Origin of the sequence: Labrys sp. WJW (assembly GCF_001676615.1) — a bacterium.
GTDB classification, from domain to species: domain Bacteria; phylum Pseudomonadota; class Alphaproteobacteria; order Rhizobiales; family Labraceae; genus Labrys; species Labrys sedimenti.
Genome location: NZ_LYXZ01000025.1, coordinates 1 through 26,399 on the forward strand (window position 1 = coordinate 1; position 26,399 = coordinate 26,399).

The following is a 26,399-nucleotide window of genomic DNA, read 5'->3' on the forward strand; positions in this document are numbered from 1 at the left end:
GAGCCTGATCTGTGAATCAGACTCGATGCTGTAAGTTCTTGTTGTCGCATCTCTTTTGCCGAAAACCGGCACCCACTTTTCGGCGCGATGCTCTAGAACGATCAGCTACCTAAACCGTCGGATGGAAGTGCCGACCTTTGTCATGCCCGGGCTTGACCCGGGCATCCAGAACCTTGGCAACCAGGTCGGTGAGGTAAGACTGGATTGCCGGGTCAAGCCCGGCAATGACAAAGGTCGAGCCGCCATGGTGCAGGAAGGCGTTTGCCGATCTAGCGGCGCAGGTCCGGAGGGGTCGCTTCCTTGGTGAGTTCGGCGATCGCCTCGTCGAGCGGCAGCACCGACTGGGCCTGGGAGCCGAGGCGGCGGATCGAGACGGTGCGTTCCGCGCCTTCCTTCTTGCCGAGGGCGAAGATGACCGGGGTCTTGGCGAGCGAATGCTCGCGGACCTTGTAGTTGATCTTCTCGTTGCGCAGATCGATTTCGGCGCGCAGACCCGCAGCCCTGAGGGCCGCGACGACCTCCTGGGCATAATCGTCGGCATCCGAGGTGATCGTGCACACCATCACCTGCTCGGGCGCCAGCCAGAGCGGGAAATGCCCGGCATGGTTCTCGATCAGGATGCCGAGGAAACGCTCCATCGAACCGCAGATGGCACGATGGATCATCACCGGAGTCTTCTTCTCGCCGTCCGAATCCACGAAGAAGGCACCGAAGCGTTCCGGCAGATTAAAGTCGACCTGCGTGGTGCCGCACTGCCAGTCACGGCCGATGGCGTCCTTGAGGGTGTATTCGAACTTCGGCCCGTAGAAGGCGCCTTCGCCCGGATTGATGCCGGTCTTGATACGCCCGCCGGACTGCTCCTCGATCTGTTCGAGCACCCGCATCATCACCTCTTCGGCACGGTCCCAGAGCTCGTCGGAACCGACGCGCTTCTCCGGCCGGGTCGAGAGCTTGACCACGATCTCGTCGAAGCCGAAATCGGCATAGGTCGACAGGATGAGATCGTTGATCTTCAGGCATTCGGCCGCCATCTGCTCGTCGGTGCAGAAGATGTGGGCATCGTCCTGGGTGAAGCCGCGCACACGCATCAACCCGTGCAGGGCGCCCGAGGGCTCATAGCGATGCACGGCGCCGAACTCGGCCAGGCGCATCGGCAGGTCGCGATAGGACTTCAGGCCGTGCTTGAAGATCTGCAGGTGGCCCGGGCAGTTCATCGGCTTGATCGCGAAGATGCGGTCGTCATCCGTGTCCTCGCCGGCCGATTTGGCCATGAACATGTTCTCGCGGTACCAGCCCCAATGGCCGGAGATCTCCCACAGATGCTTGTCGAGCAGCTGCGGGGCATTGACCTCCTTGTAGTCGGCCTTCAGGCGCCGGCGCATATAGGCGATCAGCTCCTGGAAGATCGTCCAGCCCTTGCCGTGCCAGAACACCACGCCGGGGCCTTCCTCCTGGAAGTGGAACAGGTCCATCTCCCGGCCCAGGCGGCGATGGTCGCGCTTTTCGGCTTCCTCGATCTGCTTGAGATAGGCGTCCAGTTCCTCCTGGTTGCGCCAGGCGGTGGCGTAGATGCGGGTCAGCATCGGGTTGTTCGAGTCGCCGCGCCAATAGGCGCCGGCCACCTTCATCAGCTTGAAGGCGGTACCGATCTGGCCGGTCGAGACCATATGCGGGCCACGGCAGAGATCGAACCAGTTGTCCTGGTAATAGATCTTCAGGTCCTGGTCGGCGGGGATGGCTTCCACCAGCTCGACCTTGAACTTCTCGCCCTTGTCGGCGAACACCTGCTTGGCCTTGTCACGGCTCCAGATCTCGCGGGTGAAAGGGGCGTTGCGCGCGATGATCTCGCGCATCTTCGCCTCGATCTTCGGGAAGTCTTCCGAAGAGAAGGGCTCGGCTCGATGGAAATCGTAATAGAAGCCGTTCTCGATCACCGGGCCGATGGTGACCTGGGTATCGGGCCAGAGCGACTGCACGGCCTCAGCCATGACATGCGCGGCATCATGGCGGATCAGCTCCAGGGCTTCCGGGCTCTCGCGGGTGACGATCTCGATGCGGGCATCGCTGCCGATCTCCTCGGCGAGGTCGGTCAGGACCCCGTCGAGCTTCATGGCGATGGACTTCTTGGCGAGGGATTTGGAGATGCCCTCGGCAACCGCCTTGCCGGTCACGCCGGCCTCGTAGGAACGCTGATTGCCATCGGGAAAAGTCAAAACAGGCATAGTTTTCTCCAGGCTCACTCCTGCCAACCAAGCAGGTAAGCGATTTCAGGTGATAGAGGAGAGGCTACTGCCCCTCGTCGCAGGTAAAAGGCCGCCGGCGGCCATAGCGCCACGGTCTATACCAGCTGGTGTCGGCGGGCAATCGTTCCGGCACGGGATCGATGCCCGATCCACCCCAGGGATGGCAGCGGCAGATCCGGGCCAGGCCCATCCAGCCGCCTGCCCACAGGCCATGGCGTTCGATCGCCTCGTCGGCAAATTCCGAGCAGCTCGGAAAATAGCGGCATTGCCGCCCGATCAGGGCCGAAAGCGTGACCTGATAGGTGCGGATGAGGAGACGGGCGGCGGTGCGCGGCCAGGTCGTGGCGAGAGGCGACAGGTGCAAGGCCCTCCGGATGGGACCGGCGTCAAAGTTCGAGTGCGATGTCGGTCTGGAGGGTCTCGACGATCTCGATCATGCGCCGGACCTGGTCGAAGGCCGATTGCAGCCTTTCTTCGAGCTCGATGAGTTCGTTGAGTGAGGTGACGGTGAACTTGGTTCCGCGCAGGAATTCGCTGCGCTTGAGGGAAAGGCTGCGATCCGCCCAGATGGATTTATAGGCGAGCACCAGTTCATCAGGATACCCCTTGAACAAGGCGACAAGATCCTTGTCCGTCTCGATACGGCTATGAACTTCGAACTTCTTGCCGCCGATCAGCCCCGACTTGACGTTTCGCCGCAGGATCAGTTTCAACATGGGCGCCCCCGTCCTTACCTAGAGCAAAGCGCGTTCAAGCGTGAACGGCAATTGACTCAAACTTCTCGTTCCGGCGCGTCTTTGCGATTCTTGATGATGTCGCTAAATCACAAAACGCTCGAAACGAGATGCTCATTTCCGGAAAAACCGGCAAGTTCAAGGGCAGAATGGGGCTTTTCCGTTACAATGCGCAAGAGGCCGTGTGTTTCCTGGGATCGCTGGCTTCCAGCCTGCATCTTCCTCTCCAGCGGACAAAGCGTTCCCAAGAGCAGGCTGGAAGCCTGCGATCCCAGGAAACGCGCTGGAAGGACCAGCCTACTCCGCAGCCTTCGCCTCGATGCTGTCGAAAGCGGAGACCACTGCATCGAAAGTGAGCAAAGTGGAGGCGTGACGGGCCTTGAAGTCGCGCACCGGTTCCAGCACCGCAGCTTCGGCAAAACGGCCCTCGGGAGGCGGACCGTTTTCCTTGAGCATGCGACGCATGGTCTCGCGCGCCGCGCGCAATTCATCTGCGCTGGCACCGATGATGTTGCGGGCCATGATGGAGGAGGAGGCCTGTCCGAGGGCACAGGCCTTTACGATATGGGCGAAATCGGAGACCTTGCCGTCCTCAACCGCCAGCTCCACCGAGACGGTGGAGCCGCACAGTTTGGAATGGGCCGTGGCTGCGGCATCTGCGCGCGGCAGATGGCCGATACGCGGAATATTGGCTGCCAATTCGAGGATACGTTTATTATAGACGTCGTCGAGCATGGGGGACGCTTGATTGTATGCGCTTCGTTCTCAACTATATAGGCATGAATGGGTCGGTTGGGGAGGGGTGTTCTCCAGGCCGGTATGATCTAAGGCCGCAAGGCGGATTTTGACGATCTGTCTTGACGGTGGGAGTAGCTTTTGATGGATGCACTGGTGGATAAGCCTGCGGCCAAGTTGGAACGTGATGACACGGTCCATGCCCCGCTGCCTCGCCCGACGCGCAAGGAAGCCGAAGCCGCCGTGCGGACGCTGATCCAGTGGGCCGGCGACGATCCGGATCGCGAAGGGCTGGTCGATACGCCCAAGCGGGTGGTCAAGGCCTGGCGCGAGATGTTCAAGGGCTACGAGCACGACGCCGGCGAAGAACTCGACACCATCTTCGAGGAAGTCGGCGGCTATGACGACATGGTGCTGGTGCGCGACATTCCCTTCTACTCCCATTGCGAACACCACATCGTGCCGATCCTGGGCCACGCCCATATTGCCTATTACCCGAGCGGTGGCGTCGTCGGCCTGTCCAAGCTGGCGCGCGTGGTGGAGATCTATGCCCGGCGCCTGCAGACGCAGGAGCATCTCACCGCCAACGTCACCCAGGCCATCGAGGAACGCCTCAAGCCGCGAGGACTGGCCGTGATGCTGGAAGCCGAGCATATGTGCATGGCCATGCGCGGCATCCAGAAGCAGGGCGTTTCGACGGTGACGACTGGCTTCACCGGCATCTTCAAGTCCGAACCACAGCAGCAGATGCACTTCCTGAGCTTGGTACAGCGCGCCTACAAGGCACGCTGAGCGACACCCGGCAGCGGGGCTGCTCGTCACGAGCGGTTTCGTTCGGCGTCCGAGCGTCTTATTCCCTTTATGAGTCGTGCTGCACGCTGGAGCGCGTGTGGCATGGATCGTGCACGGGGTGGGGCAGCCATGTCTCGAAGGAGTACCGATGATGCTGCAATCGACTGAGCTCAAAACGCTGTTCCCGGAAGCCGAGGATATTCCTGCCGAGTTCCGTCTTCCGGGCGAGATCCATCAGGATCGCGTGCTGGTGAACGGCCAGTTGCAGGCATGGACCGGCGAGAGGCAGAGCGTGATCTCGCCCATTCACCTGCGCGATGGGGAAGGGCGGTTGCTGCCGGTCACGCTCGGCTCGATTCCGGTCGGCGGCATCCCGGAGGCAGATGCCGCGCTGGCCGCCGCGGTCGGCGCCTATGACAATGGCCGCGGCGCCTGGCCGACGATGCGGGTCGCCGATCGCATTACCTGCATGCTCGATTTCATCCGCCAGATGGTGGCGCGTCGCAGCGAGATCGTGCGGCTGATCATGTGGGAGATCGCCAAGTCGCTGCCGGATGCCGAGAAGGAGTTCGACCGCACCGTCGACTATATGCGCGCCACCGTCGATGCCGTGCGCAATCTCGACAATGAGAATTCGCGCTTCCAGATCGTTGAGGGCACCATCGGCCAGATCCGCCGCACGCCTCTCGGCGTCGTGCTCTGCATGGGTCCCTATAATTATCCCTTGAACGAGACCTTCGCCACGCTGATCCCGGCCCTGATCATGGGCAACACCCTGGTGTTCAAGCCGCCGCGCTTCGGCGTCCTGCTGTTCGAACCGCTGCTGGAGGCGTTCCGGAGCGCCTTCCCGCCCGGCGTGATCAATTTCGTCTATGGCAAGGGGGCGGAAATCGTGCCGCATCTGCTGGAATCGGGGAAGGTGAACGCGCTCACCCTGATCGGCTCCAGCAAGGTTGCGGACCATCTCAAGAAGTTGCATCCCAAGACCAACCGGCTGCGCGCCATTCTCGGGCTCGATGCCAAGAATGCCGCCATCGTCCTGGCCGATGCCGATCTGGAACTGGCCGTGAAGGAATGCCTCGCCGGTGCGCTATCCTTCAACGGCCAGCGCTGCACCGCGCTGAAGATGCTGATCGTCCACCGCTCCATCGTCGATCGCTTCCTGGAACGCTTCACCGAGGAGCTTGCCAAGCTCAAGATCGGCATGCCCTGGGACAAGGGCGTCAGCATCACGCCGCTGCCCGACAGGGCCAAGACGGACTATATGGCGGCCTGTGTCGAGGATGCCGTGGCCAAGGGCGCCAGGGTGGTCAATGAAGGCGGAGGGGACGAGGTCGAGACGCTGTTCCGGCCGGCCGTGGTCTATCCGGTCGCCGAAGGCATGAAGCTCTATCGCGAGGAGCAGTTCGGGCCGATCGTGCCGGTGATGCCCTTCGACGACATCGAGACGGCGCTCGACTATGTCATCACCTCCGAGCACGGCCAGCAGGTCAGCATCTTTTCCACCAGCGCCGATGACATCGGCACCCTGGTGGATCCGCTGGTGAACCAGGTCTGCCGGGTCAACATCAACTGCCAGTGCCAGCGCGGACCGGATGTCTTCCCCTTCACCGGCCGCAAGGATTCGGCCGAGGGGACACTCTCGGTCACCGATGCGCTGCGCTCCTTCTCAATCCGTTCCATGATCGCCGCCAAGCAGACCGAGCCCAGCAAGAAGCTGCTCGACGAGATCACCCGCAGCCACAAGTCGAAATTCATCCATACGGACTTCATCTTCTAGGGAAGCGCCGATAAATAAGTGCTGCTGTCATCCCCGGGCTGAGCCGATCTTGAGCGAAGCGAGAGAGGGCGAGGGAAGGGGATGATAGTCTGGAAGCAGTGCATTTATCCCTCAACGTTTCCTAAGCCCGTGCAAATCCTGTCATCCGTTCCGCGAGTATCAGCATGACGACCTCGTTCCCCGCGCCCGGCGACAAAGCCTCCCTGGAGGAAGGCCTCGTCTTCACGCCGAAATTCGATCGTGACGGCCTGATCACGGTGGTGACGCTCGGCGCCGAACATGGCGAGGTGCTGATGGTCGCGCATATGAACGCGCAATCCCTGGCCCGCACGCTGGAGACCGGCGAAGCCTGGTACTGGTCGCGCTCGCGCCAGGCACTCTGGCGCAAGGGCGAGACCTCGGGGCAGTTGCAGCGTGTGGTGGAACTGCGCACCGATTGCGACCAGGACGCCCTGGTCATGCGCGTCGAGGTCGGCGGCGATGGCGGCTGTTGCCACACCGGCCGCCATTCCTGCTTCTACCGCGTGGTCAAGAGCGAGGATGGCGGGCCGGCACGGCTGGTGATGGCGGAATAGTGCCAGCCTGCAAGAAGACTGACCAATCGAAGTTGGGCGGTCCCAGGAAGTGTCTTCCCAGCAGGGTACACATCCTCCGTTCACTTCTCCACGAAAGCCTTGAGGCGGGCGAAGGCGGCATCCCACTGCGCGGAGACTTCGTCGAGATAGGAGCGCGCGGCCTCGATCGGTTCCGGGCGATAGGCAAACTGGGTCTCGCGCCCGACACGAAGGCTGGAGACCAGTCCCGCCCCTTCCAGGACATGCAGATGCTTGGTGATGGCCTGGCGCGTCAGGCGCGTGTCGGTCGACAATTTGGCGATCGATTGCGCCTGCCCGCCGCTGAGCCGGCCAAGCAAGGACAGCCGGGTCGGGTCTCCCAGCGCGGCAAAGGTCGCCGCATGGTCTTGGGGCGGTGGGGCGATATCAAGTCTCGACATGGGTTTTGATGTTTCTCACTTGCTCCGCCCAGCCGCCATCGTTCATGCGGAAGGCTTCGGCCCGGCGGTGGGTCGGAATGGCGTCGAACCCGGACTCGATCACGCTGAGATGCGTCCCTGCCCCTTCCGGCCGTAGATGAAATTCAACCAAAGTCGGCTTTTCTTTCGAATAGTCGACATCCGGATCGACGGCGTAGGGATGCCAGGTGAAGGAGAACAGGCGGGGCTTGTCCATGCTGACGACCTTGGCCTCCCAGGCGACATGCTCATAGCCTGGATAGGTGATGTGGCCGCGCGAGATCTGGCCGGGCACGAAAGGTCCGTCCAGCTTGACCCGGAACCACGTGCCGAATTCCTCGTGATCGGTCAGGGCACGCCACACACGGTCGATGGAAGCGTTCAGCGCGATGGTCTTTTCGATACGATCTGACATAATTGCAACCTCCTGGTTGCGCATTTATGCCAGATCGCTTCATGTTGTGCAACCTTTTGGTTGCTTAACGTGCCGATATATCAGCCGGTCCGTTTCATGCTGAGTACCGCCAGGAAGCTGATGATCGCCGCCGCACTGACATAATAGCCCACCCAGGGCAGGCCGCCGTTCTGCAGCAGGATCTGTGCCAGATAGGGCGCGAGCGAGGCGCCCAGGATGCCGCCGAGATTATAGGCGCTGGAGGCGCCGGTGTAGCGCACCCTGGTGGGGAACAGGTCGGGCAGCAGGGCGCCGAGCGGCGCGAAGGTCAGCCCCATCAGGGCGAGCGACAGCGACAGGAAGGCGAGGACCTCGAAGCTGTTGCCGCTGCCGAGCAGGAGGGGCAGGCAGAAGCCCGAAGCCGCCGCCAGTGCGCTCGAGATCAGCAGCACCGGGCGGGCGCCGAAACGGTCGGACAGGGCAGCGGAGATCGGGGTAGCGATCGCCATGAAGACGACGGCAATGCAGAGCAGGCCGAGGAAGTCGCCGCGTGCGATATGCAGCGCATTGACGCCGTAGCCCAGGGCGAAGACGGTGGAGATATAGAACAGGGCGTAGCACACCACGATGGCGAGGGAACCTTGGATCAGGGGGACCCAATGGTCCCGGAGCACCTCGAGCAGCGGCACCTCGACGCGCTCGTTGCGGGCCATGGCTTCGCGGAATTCCGGCGTTTCGGTGATGGAAACCCTGAGATAGAGGCCGATGGCCACCAGTGCCGCGCTGATCAGGAAGGGGATGCGCCAGCCCCAGGAGAGGAAGCTTGCCTCGCTGAGGAACATCAAGAGCAGGAGGAAAAGGCCATTGGCCATGAAGAAACCGATCGGCGGCCCAAGCTGGGGGAACATGCCGAACCAAGAGCGCCGCCCCTGCGGGGCGTTCTCGGTCGCAAGCAGCGCCGCGCCACCCCATTCGCCGCCAAGGCCGATGCCCTGGCCGAAACGCAGGATGCACAGCAGCAGCGGCGCCAGGAAGCCGGCCTGCTCATAGGTTGGCAGCGCGCCGATCAGCGTGGTCGACAGGCCCATCACCAGCATGGAGGTGACCAGCGTCGATTTGCGGCCGATGCGATCGCCGAAGTGGCCGAACAGGATCGAGCCGATCGGGCGGGCAAGAAAGGCGATGCCGAAGGTGAGGAAGGCGTTGAGGGCCTGCGAACCGGGCGCCGTCGACGGGAAGAAGGTCTGCCCGATCACCAGCGCCGCAGCGGTGCCGTAAATGTAGAAATCGTAGAACTCGATCGTGGTGCCGACCAGGCTCGCCAGGACGATGCGGCCGATTCCACCCGGCACCGCTTGGGTACCGGAGCCCCCAGCAGAGCTGGCTTCAGCGTTTCCTGCCATGTTATTTTCCGTCTATTAATTGTGAAATATCGCGAGAGACCTGATTCGGCGGAAGGCCGAAACATTGACGTTATCGCGCCCGAGCCCTGGAAGTGAAACAGGAAACGCAAATGTCTGCCAAAGATGATGTGACGATTGCTTTCTATGCTGAACAGGCGGGCGCCTACACCAAGCGGGGACAAGTGGCGCAGAAACGGCGCCTCGATCAGTTTCTGTCCCATGTCGTTCCGGGCGGAGCCATCCTGGAACTTGGTTGTGGTGCTGGGCAGGACAGCGAATACATGCTGGCAGGCGGCTTCGACGTCACGCCGACTGACGGCACGCCGGAAATTGCGCATGCCGCCGCCCAGCGCCTCGGCCGGCCGGTCGACGTGCTGCTGTTCGAGGCGATTGAGGCCGTCGAGATCTATGACGGCGTCTGGGCCAATGCCTGCCTGCTCCATGTGCCGCGCACTGAGCTGTCCGCAATCATCGCCAGGATCCATCGAGCCTTGAAGCCCGGCGGCGTCTTCCACGCCAGCTTCAAGGCCGGCGAGGCCGAGGGCAGGGACCAGTTCGGCCGCTATTACAATTATCCTTCGGCCGACTGGCTCGGGCAGGTCTATCGGCCCGGTCCCTGGGAGAGCATCGCGATCGAGGCCGCCAAGGGCGGCGGCTATGACAACAAGCCGACCGACTGGCTCTTCGTCCTGGCCCGCAAGGCTGGACGCTGAGATGGCGCCGACGCAGAGCATGAGGCACCGATAGCCGAGGCTATACTACTTGCTCTGGCCTTACGACAGCTTCCGGGAGTAGGGACCTCGCATCGGCACAGGCCTTTGCGGAGGTGCTGCGCATGAACCAGGAACCATCATGAATCGCGCCCAGAAAGCCGCCCTTGCCAGCGCCGGCGTCGGCCTCGTCGTCCTTGCGCTCAAATTCGGCGCCTATTGGCTGACGGGCTCGCTCGCGCTCTATTCGGATGCGCTGGAGAGCATCATCAACGTGGTTGCGGCGGGCGCCGCCTTCATCGCCTTGCGGGTGGCCTCCAAGCCTGCCGATGGCGGCCATCCCTATGGGCATCACAAGGCGGAATATTTCTCCGCCGTGATCGAGGGCGTGATGATCGTGCTGGCGGCGATCCTTATCCTGGTCAAGGCCTATGACGGCATTCTCGCACCCAGGCCGCTGGATGCGCCTGCGCTGGGCCTGGCGGTGAATGCCGTAGCGACCGCGATCAATCTCGGCTGGGCCTTGACGCTGCTGCGCTGGGGCCGGGCTTGGCGCTCGCCGGCCCTCGCGGCCGACGGTCGGCATGTGATGACGGATGTCTGGTCGTCCGGCGGCGTCCTGATCGGTGTTGCCCTCGTGGCCGTGACGGGCTGGCTGATCCTGGACCCGATCCTGGCGGCGATCGTCGCCGTCAACATTCTGTGGTCGGGCTGGGTGATGATCCGCGATTCCGTCTCCAGCCTGATGGATGCCTCCGCGCCGCCGGAAATCCTCGACCAGATCGCCAAGATCATCGCCACCCACAGCGAGGGCGCCCAGGAGGCACACGATGTCAGGACCCGTCAGGTCGGCAGCGTCATCTTCATCGATTTCCACCTGGTGGTGCAGGGCACGATGTCGGTGACCGAATCGCATGCCATCTGCGACCGCATCGAGCTGGCGCTCCGCCAGGCGATCGAGGGCGCGCGGGTGACCATCCATGTCGAGCCCGAGGAGAAGGCCAAGCATAAGGGCGTGCCCGTCCTGCTGGCCTCCTGAGGAAAGCGATCCGCGATCAGGCTTTGCGCACCTGCCGCAGCATGGCGCGCACGATCACGCGGTGAAAAGGCAGCACGGCGGCGAGATAGGCCCGGCCGAGACGGTTGTGGGTAAGGACCAGCGTGGTCAGCGTGATGCGCTGGCGCTCGCGGCGCCGCGATATGTCGACGACGATGCGAAAGTCGAGATGGCTGTCGTCGAAGCCGGCGACCAGCCGATCCGGCGTCTGGCTGAGGACGGGAAAGATGCCGAGGACGCCCAGGCCCGCCGGCGAGGAGGGCGGCCGGGTATGCAGGCCGAAGGGTGCGGCGACGAGGTTCCTCAGAGCCAGAAGCGTGGCGATCCAGCGTGGTGAGCGGGCCATGATGCGTTTGGCCGCCCGTCTTGCGTCGAGTTTTGAGGGAGCCATGTCCAGCGCATAGGCGTCGGCGAACTGGGCGCCGGGAAGAAGGCTGGCAAGACCGGTGTCGGGCGCGACGGCGACGGTGTTCATGGAAACGATGCTCCACGCGCTCCAAGGTCTCGGCAGAACGGAGCGATGCCGCAGAGTATAGAGCCGCCGAGGACGAGGGGCGCGTGCTGCGATGTCGCACGCGCCCGTAGGTTCAGACCATATCAGGCAGCGGGGCTTCCTCCGGCGCGGGCGCGGAGGGCAGCACGATGACCTTGGTGCCCGTCGGTACGCGATTATAGAGGTCGATGATGTCCTGGTTCATCAGGCGGACGCAGCCCGAGGACACTTTGGTGCCGATGGTCGCCGGATTGGTGGTGCCATGCAGGCGATAGAGCGTGTCCCGGCCGTCGCGGTAGAGATAGAGCGCGCGCGCACCGAGCGGGTTGTCGACGCCACCGGGCATGCCGTTGCGATAGGGCTCGTTCAATTCCGGATCGCGGCGGATCATGTCGGGCGTCGGGGTCCAGCGCGGCCATTCGGCCTTGCGGGATATGGTGGCCTCGCCCTGGAAATTGAACGCCTCGGTCTTGCCGACGCCGACGCCGTAGCGGATCGCCCTGCCATTTTCCTGGACGAGATAGAGGAAGCGCTGGTTGGGATCGACGACGATGGTGCCGGGCTGCTCCGCGGTCTCGTAGGGAACCTCGCGGCGCCAATATTTCGGCGGTACCTTGGCGAGGTTCACGGCTTGGACGGGAAAGCGGTCATCCTCGATGCCGCCGTAGAGGGAGACATAGTAGGGATCAGGTGTAAAGGCCGCCTGCTGCAAATTGGCATTTCTTCGGCCGCCTCCCGTTGCACAACTGGCAAGAAAAAGCGGTGCACCCAGAAGAAGTATGCGTCGCGTCAGTATCATTTCAACCCCGAATATCCAGTACCATGTTTCAATGGTAACTATCAGCCGACAAATCTGAGGAGCGGTTGCTCCAATGAATTGGGGCGATAGAGGCGCATTGCGGCAGGATTGCGCATTGAAGCGAGACACAACGGCGTGATCGGCAAAAGCGCACGCAACTGTGATCGAATGGCAACAGAATCGCGCCCGGCAGCTGGTGTTCCGCCTGTTCGGCCGCTGCCCGTCCATGCTTCGGGTGCAGAGCGAGACAACGGAAGACACGACCTTTGTCATGCCTGGCGTGATCCGGGCCTCCAACGGCCTCGCTCTCTTCCTTATCCGCAAGGGGCTGGGTTGCCGGGGCAAGCCCGGCAATGACAAAGGTCGAGCAATTCGGTTCGATTATCTTGCGCCGCGCCCTCAGCGCGCGATCACCTCGACATCGCCGTCATGACCGGCCTTGACGTCGAACTCGCGCGTATAGACCCGGCCTTCGTGGCGAGCCACCACGGTATAATTGCCCTCGGCCAGGATCAGGGAGGGAAAGGCGCCGATGGATTCGCGGATGACGTCGCCGCCCGGCGTCAGCACCGACCAGGCCGTGTTGGCGATCGCCTCGCCGCCGGCCTGGCTCACCAGCTTGAGCGTCAGGGTGGCCGCCATCTGGTGGAAGTTGGCCTCCGTCAATTTGCCGGCGCCGATGGAGATTTCGGCGGAGACGGTGGCATTGGAATCGCCATAGGTGCATTCGACGAAATAGCGGCCTTCGGGCAGGCGCAGAATGCTGGTGGCAGGCACGCCCTCGGCGATGAGGCGGCGCTCGCCGGTGGGCTGGATCACCATGACGCGTGCGGTCAATTGCTCGGCCGGGATGGGCTTATCGAGCACCGAGGCCTCGACCTGCAGACCACCGGCCTTGATCACCAGGCCCTGACGCACGGGTGCCTTGTCGACCTCGAACTCCTTGGTCGCAGCGGCGAGTCCATAGGCGGCGTGCACGACATAACGCCCGGGTGCCAACGAGAATTCCGGAGCCGGTTCGTCGGATTCGGCCATCTTCACCGCATCGGCTTCGCCCTTGCCGAGGCGGAACACCCGCCATTTCAGACCCGAGGTGATCGGCGCGCCTTTTTCGGCGAAACTGGCGGAGAGTTCGACCTTGCGCGTGACGGCCGGCTCCTCCGCCGCAGCCGGGGGCGCTGCCTGGGCAGGTGCCTGCGGCGCTGCTGCGGGGACGGCTGCAGGACCCGGCGGCGTCTGCGCGGCCGCGGGCAGGGCCATCAGGGCGCCCGCCAGCAGGAGGACCGGAGTCTTGAAGATTGAAGTCTTGGCAATCATGGCCGCCACGATTCACGGAAAGGCGGCGATTTCAAGCCCCATCTTCACGGTGGGGGTGGTCGCCCGCTGCCTTGGCGGAGGATAAGGCGTCGGACAAGTCCTCGGCTTGGCGCTGTAGGCGCTCCGCCCGGGCGGCGGCCAGGATCGCGGCGAGCAGGCCGGGGAAGCGCGATTCGATGTCGTCGGCGCGCAATGTGATCAGGCGATGCGTGCCCATGGGGCGCGTGCGCGTCAGGCCGGCTTCGCGCAGCCGGACATAGTGATAGGTCAGGTTGGTCTTGGAGCTCAGGCCGTTGAAGGCGGAGCAATTCTGCTCGCCATCCTCGAAGAGGCCGAGAATGATGTCACGGCGAATGGGATCGCTGAGCGCTTCGAGGACCGTCGTCAACTCGATCTGGTCGGTCTCCGGATGAAAGATCGTCTTGGCCATGACAAGGACATATCGACTGAATGCCATTGGTTCAAGAGTCATTGAACTCATTGACAGGGAGAGGGAAGAGTCCATAAGTTCAATAATTATTGAACTTATGGACTCGCCATGTATCGAACCCTGGCCTGGCTCGCACTGGGCGCCTTCGCCATCGGCAGCGAAGGCTTGATGATTGCCGGCATCCTGCCGCGCATCGCCGAGGATCTCGGCATTCCGGTCGCCCATGCCGGTCACCTCGTCACCATTTTTGCGCTCGCTTACGCGGTTGGCTCGCCCCTGATCGCGGTGGCGACGGCACGTTGGGAGAGACGTACCCTGCTGATCACGGCCATGGCCGTGTTCGGCCTCGCCAATCTGGCAGCGGCCTTCGCCACCGGCTTTCTCACCTTGGCGGCGAGCCGCGTCGTCCTGGCTCTGTCGGCCGGGACCTTCATGCCGGCCGCCTTTGCCTATGGAGCGATGTCGGTCGAGCCGGCCAAGCGCGGGCGGGCCCTGTCCTTCATCTATACCGGCATGACTGTGGCACTGGTGATCGGCGTGCCCTTGGGCACCGCCATCGCGGCACATCTGGGCTGGCGGGCGACGTTCGGCATGGTCGCCGTCATGAGCCTGCTGGTGCTGGCCGGCATCGTCCTGAAGCTGCCGGCGGTGTCGGGGCCGCCGGCACCGAGCCTCGCCGATCGCCTGGCCGTGGCCCGCCGTTCCGACGTGCTCGAAGTCATCGGCCTGACGGTCGTCGTCCTGGCTGGTGCCTTCGGCGTCTACACCTTCATCGGAGCCTATCTCGAGACCGTACTGGGTGCCTCGCCCGAGGCGGTTGCCGGTTTCCTCATTCTGGCAGGCCTGGCGGGGGCCGCCGGCAATACATTGGGCGGCCATGCGGCCGACCGCTGGAACCACCGGCGCTTTCTCACCCTCGTCCTCACGGTGCTGGTCGTGAGTTTCGGCATCCTGCCGCTGATCCCGACCTTCCTGCCGGGGCTGGCCGGCTGGATCGGCGCAGGGCTGGTGCTGATCCTGTGGGGGCTTTTCGGCTGGGCTTTCCCGGCCGTGCAGCAGGTGCGCCTGCTTGCCATCGACCAGCGCCTGGCCTCGGTCGTGCTCGCCCTGAACGCTTCGGCCATCTATCTCGGCACCGCGGCCGGGGCGGCTGTCGGTGCCGTGGTGGTCGAGCGCTATTCGGTTCAGGCCATCGGCTGGGTGGGAGCGGGCACCGAGGTGCTGGCGCTCGCCTTCCTGCTGGCGACACCCTATCGCCCGGCGCGAGAGATGCCGGCGGGAGCGGAGACCGGCGTCATTCCCCGCCAGGATGCGGCGGAATGACCCTGCCGCAACCCGATGAACGAGAAGGGACGACAATATCCTTCTTATCAGACAGATAGGCGCGATTGCCTAACCGCATCCCGCAACCGTCCGGCCGCAAAGATGGGGAGGACTCGGGCTTATCGCGCCGGAGGTCCTACCCAAGGCCTGCGGCAGGGCTTATGTGAGCGTTCGTCTCCTCGGGCAAGGCGCGTTCGATCAACACGCCGCCTCGCTCCAACGCCGCGCCTGGACGCGGCTTTGCGATTTTCGGCATAGGCGCTGGATCGCAATGCAATGGGAATGTACGCCATGGATGCCATCGAGCTTCTGAAGACCCGCCGCTCTGTGCCCCCCGCCATGTTGTCGGCGCCGGGACCGGACGCCGCCCAGCTCGAGACGCTGCTTGCCATCGCCACGCGCGTGCCGGACCACGGCAAGCTTCATCCCTGGCGCTTCGTGATCTATCAGGGCGCTGCGCGCGAGAAGGCCGGGCAGGTCGTCTACGATGCCTTCATGGCAGCATGCCCGGATGCGGAGGAAGCGGCCCGTAAGAAGGAATCGACGCGCTTTACCCTGGCACCGCTGGTGATCGGCGTGGTCTCGACCGCCGCCAACCATGTGAAGATCCCGCTCTGGGAGCAAGAATTGTCGGCGGGAGCGGTCTGCGAGAATCTCGTGATTGCCGCCCATGCGCTGGGCTTCGGCGCGAGCTGGCTCACGGGCTGGATGGCCTATGACGAGCGGGTGCTCGCCAAGCTCGGCATCGGCTCGCATGAAAAGCTCGCCGGCTTCGTGCATATCGGCACGCCCAGGGAAGCCGTGCCCGACCGGCCGCGCCCCAAACTCGAAGATCTCGTCACCTATTACGGGCAATATGCAGGTAATTAATTACCGTATATGTAAGCTATTGTTTTCAAACAGATAATTCTTGCGTCTGTCTGAATTATCGCGTTGACGTCCTTCCGGCTCTCGTGTAGAAGCACCCCAACTCGGCGGCCGTCTGGCCGCCTTGTCGTTTTCAACCGTCGGATCGACAGCGCAACCATAGGCGACACCATGTCCACCTTTACGCTCAAGACCGCCGATATCGAGAAGAAGTGGGTCATCATCGACGCCAAGGGTCTGGTTGTCGGTCGTCTGGCTTCCGTGATTGCCATGCGCCTGCGCGGCAAGCACAAGCCGACCTACACGCCCCATCTCGATTGCGGCGACAACGTGATTGTCATCAATGCGGAGCAGGTGGTGTTCACCGGCCGCAAGTACAATCAGAAGGTCTATTATCATCACACCGGCCATCCGGGCGGCATCAAGGAGCGCAGCGCCAGGTTCATCCTGGAAGGCAAGTTCCCCGAGCGCATCGTCGAAAAGGCCGTGGAACGCATGATCCCGCGCGGCCCGCTCGGCCGCAAGCAGATGCTCAACCTGCGCGTCTACAAGGGTACCGAGCATCCGCACGAGGCTCAGCAGCCCGAAGCGCTCGATGTCGGCGCCATGAACGCCAAGAATGTGAAGGGCTGATCCGATGGCCGATACGCTCAATTCGCTGCAGGCTCTCGGCGAGGCTGCTGCCGCTGCCGAAGCGCCCAAGCATGTCCAGAAGCTGGACGCCCATGGCCGCGCCTATGCCACCGGCAAGCGCAAGAACGCCATTGCCCGCGTCTGGATCAAGCCGGGTGCCGGCAAGGTTACGGTCAACGGCCGTGAACTGGCCGTCTACTTCGCCCGCCCGGTGCTGCGCCTGCTGATCCAGCAGCCGCTGACCGTTGCCAACCGCACCGACCAGTACGACATCAACATCACCGTTGCCGGTGGTGGTCTGTCGGGTCAGGCTGGCGCCGTGCGTCATGGCGTCTCCAAGGCCCTGACCTATTACGAGCCCGAACTGCGTTCGGCTCTGAAGAAGGAAGGCTTCCTCACCCGCGACAGCCGCGTGGTCGAGCGCAAGAAGTACGGCCGCGCCAAGGCTCGCCGCTCCTTCCAGTTCTCGAAGCGCTAAGCTTCCGGACAGCACTTTCGAAACCCCGCTTCGGCGGGGTTTTTTGTTGGCTGTTCAAGGCTTGGGCGGAGCCGTCGACCCGCGGACCACCAGTTCCGTCGAAAATTGCTGCCGGCCGGTTTCTTCGGGCGTGTCGAGAATCATCTCGACGGCGAGTTGGCCCATCGCCGTGATCGGCTGGGCGATGGTGGTGAGCGGCGGTTCGGAGAAGGCGCTTTCCGGCACGCCGTCGAAGCCGATGACCGAAACGTCCTGCGGTACCGACAAGCCTTGCTGCTGCAGCCATTCGAGGGCGGCGAAGGCGATGCGGTCCGACATGGCCAGGAGAGCGGTCGGCGGGGCAGAGGTTGCAAAGAGCTGGGCCATCGCATCGAGGACGTCCGCCTCCTCGTTCTGCGTTTCGAAGATCGGCACGCCGGCGGTATCGATGTCATGTTCGGCAAGGGCGGCGAAATAGCCGAGCACCCGGTCGCGCGAACTCGAATAGATCGCGGCATCGACTTCCCGCATGGTGGCAGGGCCGGTGCGCTCGTCTGCAAAGGGCATGGACAGGATGGCGAAGCGTCGATGGCCGAGGCCGGCCAGGTGGTCGGCTGCTGCCTTGGCTCCGGCAAAATTATCGACGCCGATGGCCGCGATGTTCTCGTCGCGCGTGCCCAGATGCAGGGCCACGAAAGGCAGCTGGCGCTCGCGCGTCAGCTCGACCAGCCGCGGCCCCTCGTCGATGCAGAACAGGATGAAGCCGTCCACCAGGGCGCTCTGCACGTTCCAGGCGAGTTTCTGGTCGTTCATGGCCGAGACCAGGGCGATGCCGGCACCCCTTTCGTCGCAGGCCTTGGAAATCGCCGCCATCATCAGGCGGGCGAACGGGTCCTCGAAGAAATAGGAAAGGGGTTCGGCCGTGACGATGCCGAGCGCGTTGACCTTGCCGGCACGCAGCAGGCGTCCCTTCGGATCGGGTCCGCGATAGCCGAGCGAGGCGGCGATCGCTTCGACGCGTTCGCGCACTTCCGGTCGCACCAGGCGCGGTCGGTTGAAGACGTTGGAAGCGGTGCCTTGCGACACGCCCGCCGCCTTGGCCACATCCGCGAGCCGTATGACCTTGTCCAAAGGCTTCTCCCATTGCGTTTGCGCGATGCTCGGCGTGCCTGCCGCCCCGCTCGCTCCCTTCGATGGGACGGCGAAGTGATGCGTCCGACTGTAGCATGTCATTGGATCGATTCAATTTTGCTTGACCCTTGGTGGATTTTCCGCTAGATTTTGAATCGATTCAATCATGCGTAAAAGAGTTTTCTGCCCGCGGCTTGCGGGTTGTTTTTGCATAGTTGATTGAATCGATTCAATAAATTCACGCGCGGAGCATCCGTCATGATTCCCTCGAGCTATTTCTTCAAGACGGCCTATCGGCGGCGCTGGGAGCAGCCGGTCTCGCCGGAAGCCATGCCGGCGGTCCAGCCGAACCGGGCCTGGTACAGCACCCTGGCAACGGTGATCAGCCACTGGCGCGTACCCAAGCCATCCGGGCGAGGCGGTCGCAAGGGGCGGTGAAGGAGGCGGGCTCCTCTGCGGGGCACGAGTGCTCGGGCCGGGCATCCGCAGCCGGCAACGGCCGGGCTGGAATATCGGGATGGGCAGGGAAGGTGGAGGGACATCGAAGCGAACTCCGAACTCGAGACCCGGCTCCGCTCGCTGCACGATGGAAAGATGCCGCCCGAAACCGCTTCCGTGGCAAGCTCGACCCTTGTCGATTCGGAGCGGTGCCATGTCCGTCAGCGTCAGCGATATCTGGTTCAAGGGGTATCGCTCCCTGCGCTCCATCCATTTCGAGGTCGGTGATCTCAGCGTGTTCGTCGGCGCCAACGGCACCGGCAAGACCAATCTCTACCGGGCGCTGCAACTGATCCAGGCGGCGGCACAGGGCAGCTTCGCCCATGAGCTGGCCCGGGAGGGGGGATTGGCCGCTGCGCTATGGGCCGGTACGCGCCCGAGGAACGAACCTGCCCGCATCCATCTCGACGTCGGCTTGAGCAGCGAGAGCGCCCGCTATCGCTACCGGATCGAGGCAGGGCTGGTGCAGCAATCCGGCGGCGTCATTCTCGGCACCGGCTTTCTCGGTGAGCCCCAGGTCAAGGTCGAGACCCTCAAATTCAGCCATCGCGGGCGCGAGCAGACGGTGCTGGAGCGCAAGGGACCGGTGGTTACCATTGCTGGCCAGGACGGCAAGCGGCGACCGTTCGGTGTTCCCCTGCTTGCCTCGGAAACCGCACTCGCAACGCTGCACGATGCCGATCGCCTGGCCGACATCGCCGCGGTGCGGCGTGCCCTCCTGGAATGGCGTTTCTATCACGGGCTGCGCACGGACCGCGATTCCGCGCTTCGTCGGCCCTGCTATGCGGTCACGACGCCAACCCTGGCCTCCGACGGCCATGATCTGGCGGCCGTGTTCGCCACGCTCGTCCATATCCGAGCGGATGCCGAAGCCCTGCAGACCTGTATCGCCGAGGCCTTTCCCGGCGCGCAGCTGGTGGTGCCCATGCCCGATCGCATGGCCTCTTTCGGCATGATATTCCCCGATAATCCCAAGCGCATCTACGAGGCGAGCGAACTCTCCGACGGCACGCTGCGCTATCTCGCGCTGGCGGGCGCGCTGCTGTCGGCCCGCCTGCCGCCCTTCATTGCCCTGAATGAGCCGGAAGCCAGCCTGCACCCCGATCTCCTGGTTCCGCTCGCCGGCATGATCGCGCGCGCCTCGCAGAGGGCCCAGATCTGGCTGGTGACCCATTCGCAGGTCCTGGCGGATGCCATCGAAGACCTTTCCGGCATGCCACCGCACCGCGTGATCAAGCGCGATGGCGAGACCTGGCTCGAAGGCCTACGGCTGTCGGGCGATTTCGGCGAGGATGACTGAGGGCGGGGTCCTCAGCGCGCACCATATTGTTCGTCGCTGACCTTTTCGAGCCAGTCGACCGCCTTGCCGTCCAGCTGCTCCTGGATGGCGATATGCGTCATTGCCGTGGTGCTGGCGGCGCCGTGCCAATGCTTCTCGCCGGGCGCGAACCAGACCACGTCGCCCGGCCTGATCTCCTCGATCTGGCTGCCCTCGCGCTGAACCAGGCCGCAGCCGGCGGTCACGATCAGGGTCTGGCCGAGGGGATGGGTATGCCAGGCGGTGCGGGCGCCGGGTTCGAAGGTGACGCTGGCGCCGATGGCGCGGGCCGGCTGAGGTGCGCTGAACAGCGGATCGATGCGGACAGTCCCCGTGAACCAGTCCGCAGGCCCGCGTCCGGAAGGCTGCGAGCCACTCCGTTTGATTTCCATGACGATCCTCGCGCTCGATGTGAGAAGGCCGGATCTTAGCGGCGAAGGCAGCATGGCGATAGCCCATTCGAGCCCGCCTCCCGCCACTGATGACGAGAAGCGGGTCCGGCCGGGAACAATGTCGCGGAATCAACCAGCGAGCCCGCGATCACCTGAAGCTCGGCCAGCACTATGGGAGCGACTTATTGGGTCACCGCTTCCGAGGCGTATTTGAAGGCGGGCGCCGCCTCCAGCTGCTCCTTGGTCATCGCCAGCATGCCGCGGGCGGGATAATCCCGCACCTGGTTGACAGGCTGGGCCTCGGGAGTGCCAGGTGCTGCCGACGGGGTGCCGGCAGGTGCTGGAGCGCCCGCACCAGGCTGGGCCGGGGCCGGTGCCATGTCGGACCAGGTTATGGCGGTGTAGGGCAGGGCGACATTCTTCTCGCCGATGCCCAGGAAGCCGCCGACGCCGATGACGACGCCGACGACCATGCCTTTCTTGTCGACCAGCACGTCGTTGACGTTGCCGACATTCTCATCCTTGGCATTGTAGATCTTCACGCCGACGAGCTGGCTGGCCCGGTATTGGCCGGGCTCGGCCTTGGTGACGAAGGAAACGGCACCAGTCGGCGCGGGGGTAGTCTGCTGTGCCAAGGTTGCGGTGGGCAGCCCCAGCAAGGTGACGAGGGCGAGAGTGCAAGTGGCTTGTCTCAGGATCATGGAAACCTCCTTTGATGAGCCGTTCCACCCCACCGAACCAAACTGGCGATGCGATGTTCCGATCGGGCTGCTTCGACGGCCCCGATGCGGAGCCGCAGCCATTGCCATCGGGCATATTCCCTTTGTCACGCATTGCCCTTAAAGCCAGGGGCGACATTCGTTAAGCAAAGCAGCGCCAGAGCAAAGTGCGATTTCTTCGAATCGCACTTTCTCTCTACCTCTTTGTTTTGACGCGTTTTCTTAGTCGAAAAGTCCATCAACTTTTCTGAAAAACGCTTTGGAGGAGATTCCCATGGCTGGCCCGACCGACGATCCGCTTCGTCCGCGCCCGACCGATAATGCCGTCTTCCGCAAGGAGGTGCTCGGTGGCGCCACCGAGCCGACCTATGGCGGTATCCTGTCGTTCATGCGCCGGCGTTTCCAGCGCGACCTCACCGGTATCGACGTCGCCGTCTGGGGCATTCCCTTCGACGCGGCCGTCTCCAACCGGCCCGGCGCCCGCTTCGGACCGCAAGGGGTTCGGCGGGCCTCGGCGATCTTCGACGGCGACCCGCAATATCCTTTCCACGCCGATCCGTTCGAAAACCTCGCCGTGGTCGATTATGGCGATTGCTCCTTCGACTATGCGCGCCATGGCGAGATCCCGGCCTGCATCGAGGCGCAGGCGCGCGATATCATCGACACCGGCACCATGCTGTGCTCCATCGGCGGCGATCATTACGTCACCTGGCCGTTGCTCAAGGCCCATGCCGCCAAGCATGGCCCGATGGCGCTGGTGCATTTCGACGCCCACCAGGACACCTGGTATGATGACGAGGGGCGCATCGACCACGGCTCCTTCGTGGCGCGCGCCGTGCGCGAGGGCATCATCCGGCCCGATCGTTCCATCCAGATCGGCATCCGCACCCATGCTCCAGACGATTGCGGGATCGAGATCCTCTATGGCGAGGATCTGGAAACCCTCAGCGTCGCCGAGGTGGTCGAGCGCGTGCGCCAGCGGGTCGGCGATGCCAAGGCCTATATCACCTTCGACATCGACTGCCTGGACCCGGCCTATGCGCCCGGTACCGGCACCCCGGTCGCCGGCGGTCCATCCTCACGCCAGGCCCTGATGATCCTGCGCCGGCTCGGCTTCCTCGACATTGTCGGCTGCGACCTGGTGGAGGTCGCGCCCGCCTATGATCATGCCGATATCACCTCGATTGCAGGTGCAACGGTGGTCCAGCATTATCTGGGCTTGATTGCTGAGCGGAAGCAGGGCAAAGCCGGGACATGAACAAAGATCGCAAAAACTCACTGACCTACGCCGATGCCGGTGTCGATATCGATGCCGGCAACGCCATGGTCGATGCCATCAAGCCCTTGGTCCGGGCGACCCGCCGCGTCGGCGCCGATGCCGAGATTGGTGGTTTCGGCGGCCTGTTCGACCTCAAGGCCTGCGGCTTCAAGGATCCCGTCCTGGTTGCGGCCAATGACGGTGTCGGCACCAAGCTGAAAGTGGCGATCGAGACCGGTATTCATGACACGGTCGGGATCGACCTGGTGGCAATGTCGGTGAACGACCTGGTGGTGCAGGGCGCCGAGCCGCTGTTCTTCCTCGATTACTTTGCCACCGGCAAGCTCGCGCCGGGGCAGGGCGTTGCCATCGTCAAGGGCATCGCCGAAGGCTGCAAGGATGCCGGTTGCGCGCTGATCGGCGGCGAGACCGCCGAGATGCCCGGCATGTATGCCGATGGCGACTATGACCTTGCCGGCTTCTCGGTCGGCGCCGTGGAGCGCGATGCCATCCTGCCGCGCGGCAGCGTGGCCGAAGGCGACGTCATCCTTGGGCTGGCTTCGTCGGGACCGCATTCCAACGGCTACTCGCTCATCCGCAAGATCGTCGAGCTCTCCGGTCTCGGCTGGGACGCGCCCGCCCCCTTTGCCGAGGGCAAGACTCTCGGCGAAGCGCTGCTGACGCCGACGCGCATCTATGTCAAGCCGCTGCTGGCGGCGCTGAAGGCGACGGGCTCTGCCGTGAAGGCGCTCGCCCACATCACCGGTGGCGGCTTCCCGGACAATATTCCGCGCGTGCTGCCGGATGGTATCGCCGCGTCCATCGACCTCTCCTCCTTCACGCCGCCGCCGGTCTTCGGCTGGCTGTCGCGTACGGGCGGCGTCGAAGCCCACGAGATGCTGCGCACCTTCAATTGCGGCATCGGCATGATCGTGGTCACGGCCGCCGCCGATGCGGCAGCGGTGGAGTCGGCTCTCGCTGAAGCCGGCCTGCCGCCGGTTCGCCTGGGCACGGTGGCAAGGCAGGAAGGTGCCGAGCGGGTCGTCTATCGCGGCACGCTGACGCTATGAAGGGACGCAAGCGCGTTGCCATCCTGATCTCGGGGCGCGGTTCCAACATGGCCGCGCTCATCGAGGCTGCGAGGGATCCGTCCTATCCGGTTGAGATCGCTGCCGTTATCTCCAATCGACCGGAAGCACCGGGTCTAGCACGGGCGCGCGAGGCCGGCCTCATCGCCGAGGCTATAGACCACAAGGCTTTTGCCAGCCGTTCCGATTTCGAAGCGGCGCTGGAAGCGCGACTGGAAGCGCATGTCGTCGATCTCGTGGTGCTGGCAGGCTTCATGCGCCTGATGACGGCGCCTTTCGTCCAGAGCTGGGCTGGGCGCATGATCAACATCCATCCGGCCCTGCTGCCGGCCTTTCCGGGGCTCGCCACCCATGAGCGTGCGCTCGAGGCGGGGGTACGCCTCCATGGCTGCACCGTCCACTATGTCACGCCCGGCATGGATGAAGGGCCGATCATTGCGCAAGCTGCAGTGCCCGTACTGCCTGGCGATACGGCTGCGGATCTCGCGGCGCGCGTGCTCCATGCAGAGCACAGGCTCTACCCGGCCGCTCTTGCCCGCGTGGCGCGCGGCGAGGCACCGGTCATGGGCGAGCGCGTCGAGATCGCGCCCGGCGATCTCCTGTTCTGCGAGTGACATCGGCGGCCGCGTTGTCGCCCTATTAAAGCGCGTTACGGGCTTAGCCTTTTCATATGGAATTTTCGAGGAACCAGAATGTCGATCATCAACGGTGTCGCGCTTCGCATGAAGAAGGGAACGGCTCTGTCATCAGCCGCAGCGTGCTGTGCCGTCATGCTGGCTCTCGCGGGTGCTGCGCCGGCCTTGGCCGAACCGGCCACCGCCGAAGGCGCGCGCAAACTGACCGAGACATTCCAGTCCTATATCGGTCCCGTGCCGTTCGAGAAGGGCTTCATCACCATCGCCCCCAAGGACGATGGCTATGACGTGACGCTCTCCTTCGACGGCAGCAAGCTCGACAAGGGCAAGGGCGTCGGCGAGGTGGCCCGTATCAATCCCTATGTCGTCAGGCTGACGCCACAGCCCGACGGCAAATGGGCGGTGAAGAGCGGCCCGGCTCCCATCGCTGTGGCCTGGAGCAGGGAGTGGGAGGGCAGTACGGAGACCGGCAGCCTGAATTTCGCTGCCTGTGCCGGTCAGGGCGTGTTCGCTCCCAAGCTGATGAGCTTCGAGACCCTGGTGGCGGGCTGCGACGGCAGCACCGCGGCCGTTCGCAATCACGATGCCGATGTCGATTTGTCGACCGGCAAGTTCGGTTTCCAGACCACCAGCAAGGCCGACGAGGCCGACGGCGTCGACGTCAAATTCGACAGCAAGCTGGAGGGGCTGAAGGGCAAGGTCCAGGACAAGAAGGATCGGCAATTCCCGGTTGCGTTCGAACTGGTCGGTGGCCAGCAGACGCTTTCGGCGACCGGCATGCGCTTTGCCGCGATCTACGATCTCGTCGCCTTCCTGCGCGACCATCCCTCCAAGGGGGAAATCGTGCTGGCGCAGGACGAGCTCAAGACCAAGCTGCGGACCGCGTTGCCGTTCTGGCGCGAGGTCTCCAGCACCTCGAGCATCGAGGGCCTTGGCGTCAACCTGCCTTTCGGCCAGGTCAAGCTGGCCAAGGCGACCCAGGCCTATAGCCTCACCGGGCTGGTGAAGCAGGGCTACTATTCCGATGCGCTGAACTATTCCGGTCTGGTGATCCCGGAGGTGATAGTGCCCGAATGGGCCCGCTCGCTGATCCCGGCCGAGGCGAACTATTCCACCAAGCTGTCCTTGAACGGTCTCGACGGCATGGCGGACGTGCTGATCCGCGGCCTCGATGCCACGCAGGACCCGCCTTTCAGCAAGATGATGGCCGTGGCGCTGATGACCCGGCTGCTCGACGGCGATCTCAACTACAAGGTTGATTTCAACGTCGCCGCTCCCGCCTATACCGTTAAGGGCGACGGCAGCGCGGCCGTCAATCCGGAGCCGACGGCGAGCCTTGCAGTCGCCGCCACCGGTTTCGATGCGGTACTCGAAGGCCTCAGCAAGGCTGATGCCGAGGACGCGCGCAAGGCGGTGTTCTTCCTCTCCTTCGTGAAGGGGCTCGCCAAGGAAGAAGGCAACGGGCAACTGGTGTGGAACGTCTCGTACGACATCGTCACCCATAGCGTGAAGGTCAACGACCAGGTCTTCCGCCTGCCGCAGCCCGATTGAGTCAAGCCTAAAGCGTTTTGTGATTTCTCGGGATCACCGAGAATCGCAAAGACGCGTGAGCCAATCCGTTGGATTGGCCCGGGAACAAAGAGTTAGAGCAAACAAGCGTTCGCGTGTGAACGCGCTTTGCTCTAGCGGGCGGTGCGCCTGCGGCCGATGACGGTCGTGAGGCCACCGACCAGCAGGAATGCCGCGCCGAGCAAGGCGGCAAGACCTGCAAAGAACCAGCGCCCAAGCAGACCGTCGAGCGTGGCGTCGGTCGGAACGGCCGGGTTATAGGCGACGGTCACGCTGTCGCCTTCGTGCAGGAAGGAACTGCGCACGAGGTTGGTGAAGCGGATGACACTGCCCTGCGGTGTCGAGAAGCTGACGACCGGATAGGGATTGACCGAAACGATGGTGCCGGAGGCAGAAGCCGTGCGGGGGCTACGCCATTCGTTCATGCCGAGCACGGGAGCGGTCAGCAATCCGACGAAGCCCAGGATGAGGAAGCTACGCCCCACGACACGCAGGACTGCCGGCCCCCGGACACGTTTTACACTCACCATCGCTTCGTTCCAGTCGCAGTTCCGATGCCCCGGGGTTTACGGCACTTGCTGCCCCAAGGGAACAGCTACAGCATCGAACCTG

At 63.7% G+C, this 26,399-nt stretch carries 31 protein-coding genes; 16 read left to right on the forward strand and 15 right to left on the reverse strand.

Annotated elements, in window-relative coordinates:
* Positions 1–269: 269 nt before the first annotated feature.
* The 4 genes from thrS to BA190_RS16760 form a co-directional block, all read right to left on the reverse strand.
* Positions 270–2,222 carry a threonine--tRNA ligase gene (gene thrS, locus BA190_RS16745; RefSeq protein ID WP_068289789.1) on the reverse strand — a complete coding sequence of 651 codons (1,953 nt, stop codon included), beginning with the start codon at positions 2,220–2,222 and terminating at the stop codon, positions 270–272.
* Positions 2,223–2,286: 64 nt separating this feature from the next.
* The gene (yidD, locus tag BA190_RS16750; protein ID WP_371260332.1) at positions 2,287–2,607 is read right to left on the reverse strand and encodes a membrane protein insertion efficiency factor YidD; all 321 of its coding nucleotides are present in this window, start codon (positions 2,605–2,607) and stop codon (positions 2,287–2,289) included.
* A gap of 22 nt (positions 2,608–2,629) precedes the next feature.
* Positions 2,630–2,959 carry a hypothetical protein gene (locus BA190_RS16755; protein WP_068289796.1) on the reverse strand — a complete coding sequence of 110 codons (330 nt, stop codon included), beginning with the start codon at positions 2,957–2,959 and terminating at the stop codon, positions 2,630–2,632.
* Positions 2,960–3,274: 315 nt separating this feature from the next.
* A complete protein-coding gene (locus BA190_RS16760; protein ID WP_068289800.1) occupies positions 3,275–3,712 on the reverse strand; it encodes an iron-sulfur cluster assembly scaffold protein in 438 nt (145 codons plus the stop codon).
* Between the two features lie 144 nt (positions 3,713–3,856).
* Between BA190_RS16760 and folE the strand changes: the two genes are divergently transcribed.
* The 3 genes from folE to hisI all read left to right on the forward strand — a co-directional run bounded on the left by folE (position 3,857) and on the right by hisI (position 6,859).
* Complete coding sequence (folE, locus tag BA190_RS16765) at positions 3,857–4,504, forward strand: GTP cyclohydrolase I FolE (RefSeq protein WP_068289802.1); 648 nt, start codon at positions 3,857–3,859, stop codon at positions 4,502–4,504.
* Between the two features lie 148 nt (positions 4,505–4,652).
* Positions 4,653–6,284, forward strand: coding sequence for an NADP-dependent glyceraldehyde-3-phosphate dehydrogenase (locus BA190_RS16770; RefSeq protein ID WP_245314763.1), 1,632 nt, complete (start codon positions 4,653–4,655; stop codon positions 6,282–6,284).
* Between the two features lie 164 nt (positions 6,285–6,448).
* Complete coding sequence (gene hisI, locus BA190_RS16775; protein WP_068289803.1) at positions 6,449–6,859, forward strand: phosphoribosyl-AMP cyclohydrolase; 411 nt, start codon at positions 6,449–6,451, stop codon at positions 6,857–6,859.
* Positions 6,860–6,939: 80 nt separating this feature from the next.
* Here hisI and BA190_RS16780 read toward each other — a convergent pair whose 3' ends face one another.
* The 3 genes from BA190_RS16780 to BA190_RS16790 all read right to left on the reverse strand — a co-directional run bounded on the left by BA190_RS16780 (position 6,940) and on the right by BA190_RS16790 (position 9,093).
* Positions 6,940–7,278: a helix-turn-helix transcriptional regulator gene (locus BA190_RS16780; RefSeq protein ID WP_068289805.1), complete on the reverse strand. Its 339-nt coding sequence runs from the start codon at positions 7,276–7,278 to the stop codon at positions 6,940–6,942.
* A complete protein-coding gene (locus BA190_RS16785) occupies positions 7,265–7,711 on the reverse strand; it encodes an SRPBCC family protein (protein ID WP_068289807.1) in 447 nt (148 codons plus the stop codon). The genes BA190_RS16780 and BA190_RS16785 overlap by 14 nt, the downstream gene beginning before the upstream one ends.
* 80 nt (positions 7,712–7,791) lie before the next feature.
* Complete coding sequence (locus tag BA190_RS16790) at positions 7,792–9,093, reverse strand: MFS transporter (protein WP_082979795.1); 1,302 nt, start codon at positions 9,091–9,093, stop codon at positions 7,792–7,794.
* Between the two features lie 110 nt (positions 9,094–9,203).
* Here BA190_RS16790 and BA190_RS16795 point away from each other — a divergent pair, with 110 nt between their 5' ends.
* Complete coding sequence (locus BA190_RS16795) at positions 9,204–9,806, forward strand: bifunctional 2-polyprenyl-6-hydroxyphenol methylase/3-demethylubiquinol 3-O-methyltransferase UbiG (protein ID WP_068289811.1); 603 nt, start codon at positions 9,204–9,206, stop codon at positions 9,804–9,806.
* 139 nt (positions 9,807–9,945) lie between these two features.
* Positions 9,946–10,842 (forward strand): cation diffusion facilitator family transporter, encoded by an 897-nt coding sequence (locus tag BA190_RS16800; RefSeq protein ID WP_068289813.1) that lies wholly within the window; start codon positions 9,946–9,948, stop codon positions 10,840–10,842.
* Between the two features lie 16 nt (positions 10,843–10,858).
* Here BA190_RS16800 and BA190_RS16805 read toward each other — a convergent pair whose 3' ends face one another.
* On the reverse strand, positions 10,859–11,335 hold the full coding sequence (locus tag BA190_RS16805; RefSeq protein WP_068289814.1) for a DUF2867 domain-containing protein: 477 nt from the start codon (positions 11,333–11,335) through the stop codon (positions 10,859–10,861).
* A gap of 112 nt (positions 11,336–11,447) precedes the next feature.
* Positions 11,448–12,152, reverse strand: coding sequence for a L,D-transpeptidase (locus tag BA190_RS16810; RefSeq protein WP_068289817.1), 705 nt, complete (start codon positions 12,150–12,152; stop codon positions 11,448–11,450).
* Between the two features lie 160 nt (positions 12,153–12,312).
* Here BA190_RS16810 and BA190_RS36475 point away from each other — a divergent pair, with 160 nt between their 5' ends.
* Positions 12,313–12,585, forward strand: coding sequence for a hypothetical protein (locus tag BA190_RS36475; protein WP_068289819.1), 273 nt, complete (start codon positions 12,313–12,315; stop codon positions 12,583–12,585).
* On the opposite strand, the gene BA190_RS16820 is transcribed toward BA190_RS36475, so the two are convergent.
* A complete protein-coding gene (locus tag BA190_RS16820) occupies positions 12,552–13,469 on the reverse strand; it encodes a hypothetical protein (RefSeq protein WP_068289820.1) in 918 nt (305 codons plus the stop codon). The two genes, BA190_RS36475 and BA190_RS16820, sit on opposite strands and share 34 nt — an antisense overlap.
* 31 nt (positions 13,470–13,500) lie before the next feature.
* Positions 13,501–13,899 (reverse strand): helix-turn-helix transcriptional regulator, encoded by a 399-nt coding sequence (locus BA190_RS16825; protein ID WP_068289823.1) that lies wholly within the window; start codon positions 13,897–13,899, stop codon positions 13,501–13,503.
* 108 nt (positions 13,900–14,007) lie between these two features.
* On the opposite strand from BA190_RS16825, the gene BA190_RS16830 reads away from it, so the two are divergent.
* The 4 genes from BA190_RS16830 to rpsI all read left to right on the forward strand — a co-directional run bounded on the left by BA190_RS16830 (position 14,008) and on the right by rpsI (position 17,200).
* Positions 14,008–15,222: an MFS transporter gene (locus BA190_RS16830; RefSeq protein ID WP_068289824.1), complete on the forward strand. Its 1,215-nt coding sequence runs from the start codon at positions 14,008–14,010 to the stop codon at positions 15,220–15,222.
* 291 nt (positions 15,223–15,513) lie between these two features.
* Complete coding sequence (locus tag BA190_RS16835) at positions 15,514–16,092, forward strand: nitroreductase (protein WP_068289826.1); 579 nt, start codon at positions 15,514–15,516, stop codon at positions 16,090–16,092.
* A gap of 168 nt (positions 16,093–16,260) precedes the next feature.
* A complete protein-coding gene (gene rplM, locus BA190_RS16840) occupies positions 16,261–16,722 on the forward strand; it encodes a 50S ribosomal protein L13 (protein ID WP_068289828.1) in 462 nt (153 codons plus the stop codon).
* 4 nt (positions 16,723–16,726) lie between these two features.
* Positions 16,727–17,200 (forward strand): 30S ribosomal protein S9, encoded by a 474-nt coding sequence (rpsI, locus tag BA190_RS16845; RefSeq protein WP_068289830.1) that lies wholly within the window; start codon positions 16,727–16,729, stop codon positions 17,198–17,200.
* Between the two features lie 54 nt (positions 17,201–17,254).
* Here the strand turns inward: rpsI and BA190_RS16850 are convergent, their stop codons facing one another.
* Entirely contained in the window at positions 17,255–18,310 is a 1,056-nt protein-coding gene (locus tag BA190_RS16850) for a LacI family DNA-binding transcriptional regulator (RefSeq protein ID WP_068289832.1), read from the reverse strand.
* Positions 18,311–18,568: 258 nt separating this feature from the next.
* On the opposite strand from BA190_RS16850, the gene BA190_RS16855 reads away from it, so the two are divergent.
* Positions 18,569–18,748 carry a hypothetical protein gene (locus BA190_RS16855; RefSeq protein WP_068289835.1) on the forward strand — a complete coding sequence of 60 codons (180 nt, stop codon included), beginning with the start codon at positions 18,569–18,571 and terminating at the stop codon, positions 18,746–18,748.
* 214 nt (positions 18,749–18,962) lie between these two features.
* Positions 18,963–20,108: an AAA family ATPase gene (locus BA190_RS16860; RefSeq protein ID WP_068289841.1), complete on the forward strand. Its 1,146-nt coding sequence runs from the start codon at positions 18,963–18,965 to the stop codon at positions 20,106–20,108.
* Positions 20,109–20,119: 11 nt separating this feature from the next.
* On the opposite strand, the gene BA190_RS16865 is transcribed toward BA190_RS16860, so the two are convergent.
* Together BA190_RS16865 and BA190_RS16870 are read right to left on the reverse strand one after the other, a co-directional pair.
* Positions 20,120–20,518, reverse strand: a complete 399-nt coding sequence (locus BA190_RS16865; protein ID WP_068289843.1) for a cupin domain-containing protein — start codon at positions 20,516–20,518, stop codon at positions 20,120–20,122.
* Positions 20,519–20,700: 182 nt separating this feature from the next.
* Entirely contained in the window at positions 20,701–21,219 is a 519-nt protein-coding gene (locus BA190_RS16870; protein ID WP_068289844.1) for a PRC-barrel domain-containing protein, read from the reverse strand.
* A gap of 292 nt (positions 21,220–21,511) precedes the next feature.
* Here BA190_RS16870 and speB point away from each other — a divergent pair, with 292 nt between their 5' ends.
* The 4 genes from speB to BA190_RS16890 all read left to right on the forward strand — a co-directional run bounded on the left by speB (position 21,512) and on the right by BA190_RS16890 (position 25,769).
* A complete protein-coding gene (speB, locus tag BA190_RS16875) occupies positions 21,512–22,495 on the forward strand; it encodes an agmatinase (RefSeq protein ID WP_068289847.1) in 984 nt (327 codons plus the stop codon).
* Positions 22,492–23,565 carry a phosphoribosylformylglycinamidine cyclo-ligase gene (purM, locus tag BA190_RS16880; RefSeq protein ID WP_068289849.1) on the forward strand — a complete coding sequence of 358 codons (1,074 nt, stop codon included), beginning with the start codon at positions 22,492–22,494 and terminating at the stop codon, positions 23,563–23,565. Before speB ends, purM begins: the two co-directional genes overlap by 4 nt.
* Positions 23,562–24,197 carry a phosphoribosylglycinamide formyltransferase gene (gene purN, locus BA190_RS16885; RefSeq protein ID WP_068289852.1) on the forward strand — a complete coding sequence of 212 codons (636 nt, stop codon included), beginning with the start codon at positions 23,562–23,564 and terminating at the stop codon, positions 24,195–24,197. Before purM ends, purN begins: the two co-directional genes overlap by 4 nt.
* 78 nt (positions 24,198–24,275) lie before the next feature.
* Positions 24,276–25,769 carry a hypothetical protein gene (locus BA190_RS16890; RefSeq protein ID WP_068289854.1) on the forward strand — a complete coding sequence of 498 codons (1,494 nt, stop codon included), beginning with the start codon at positions 24,276–24,278 and terminating at the stop codon, positions 25,767–25,769.
* 131 nt (positions 25,770–25,900) lie between these two features.
* Here BA190_RS16890 and BA190_RS16895 read toward each other — a convergent pair whose 3' ends face one another.
* Entirely contained in the window at positions 25,901–26,317 is a 417-nt protein-coding gene (locus BA190_RS16895; protein ID WP_068289859.1) for a DUF3592 domain-containing protein, read from the reverse strand.
* Positions 26,318–26,399 lie beyond the last annotated feature (82 nt).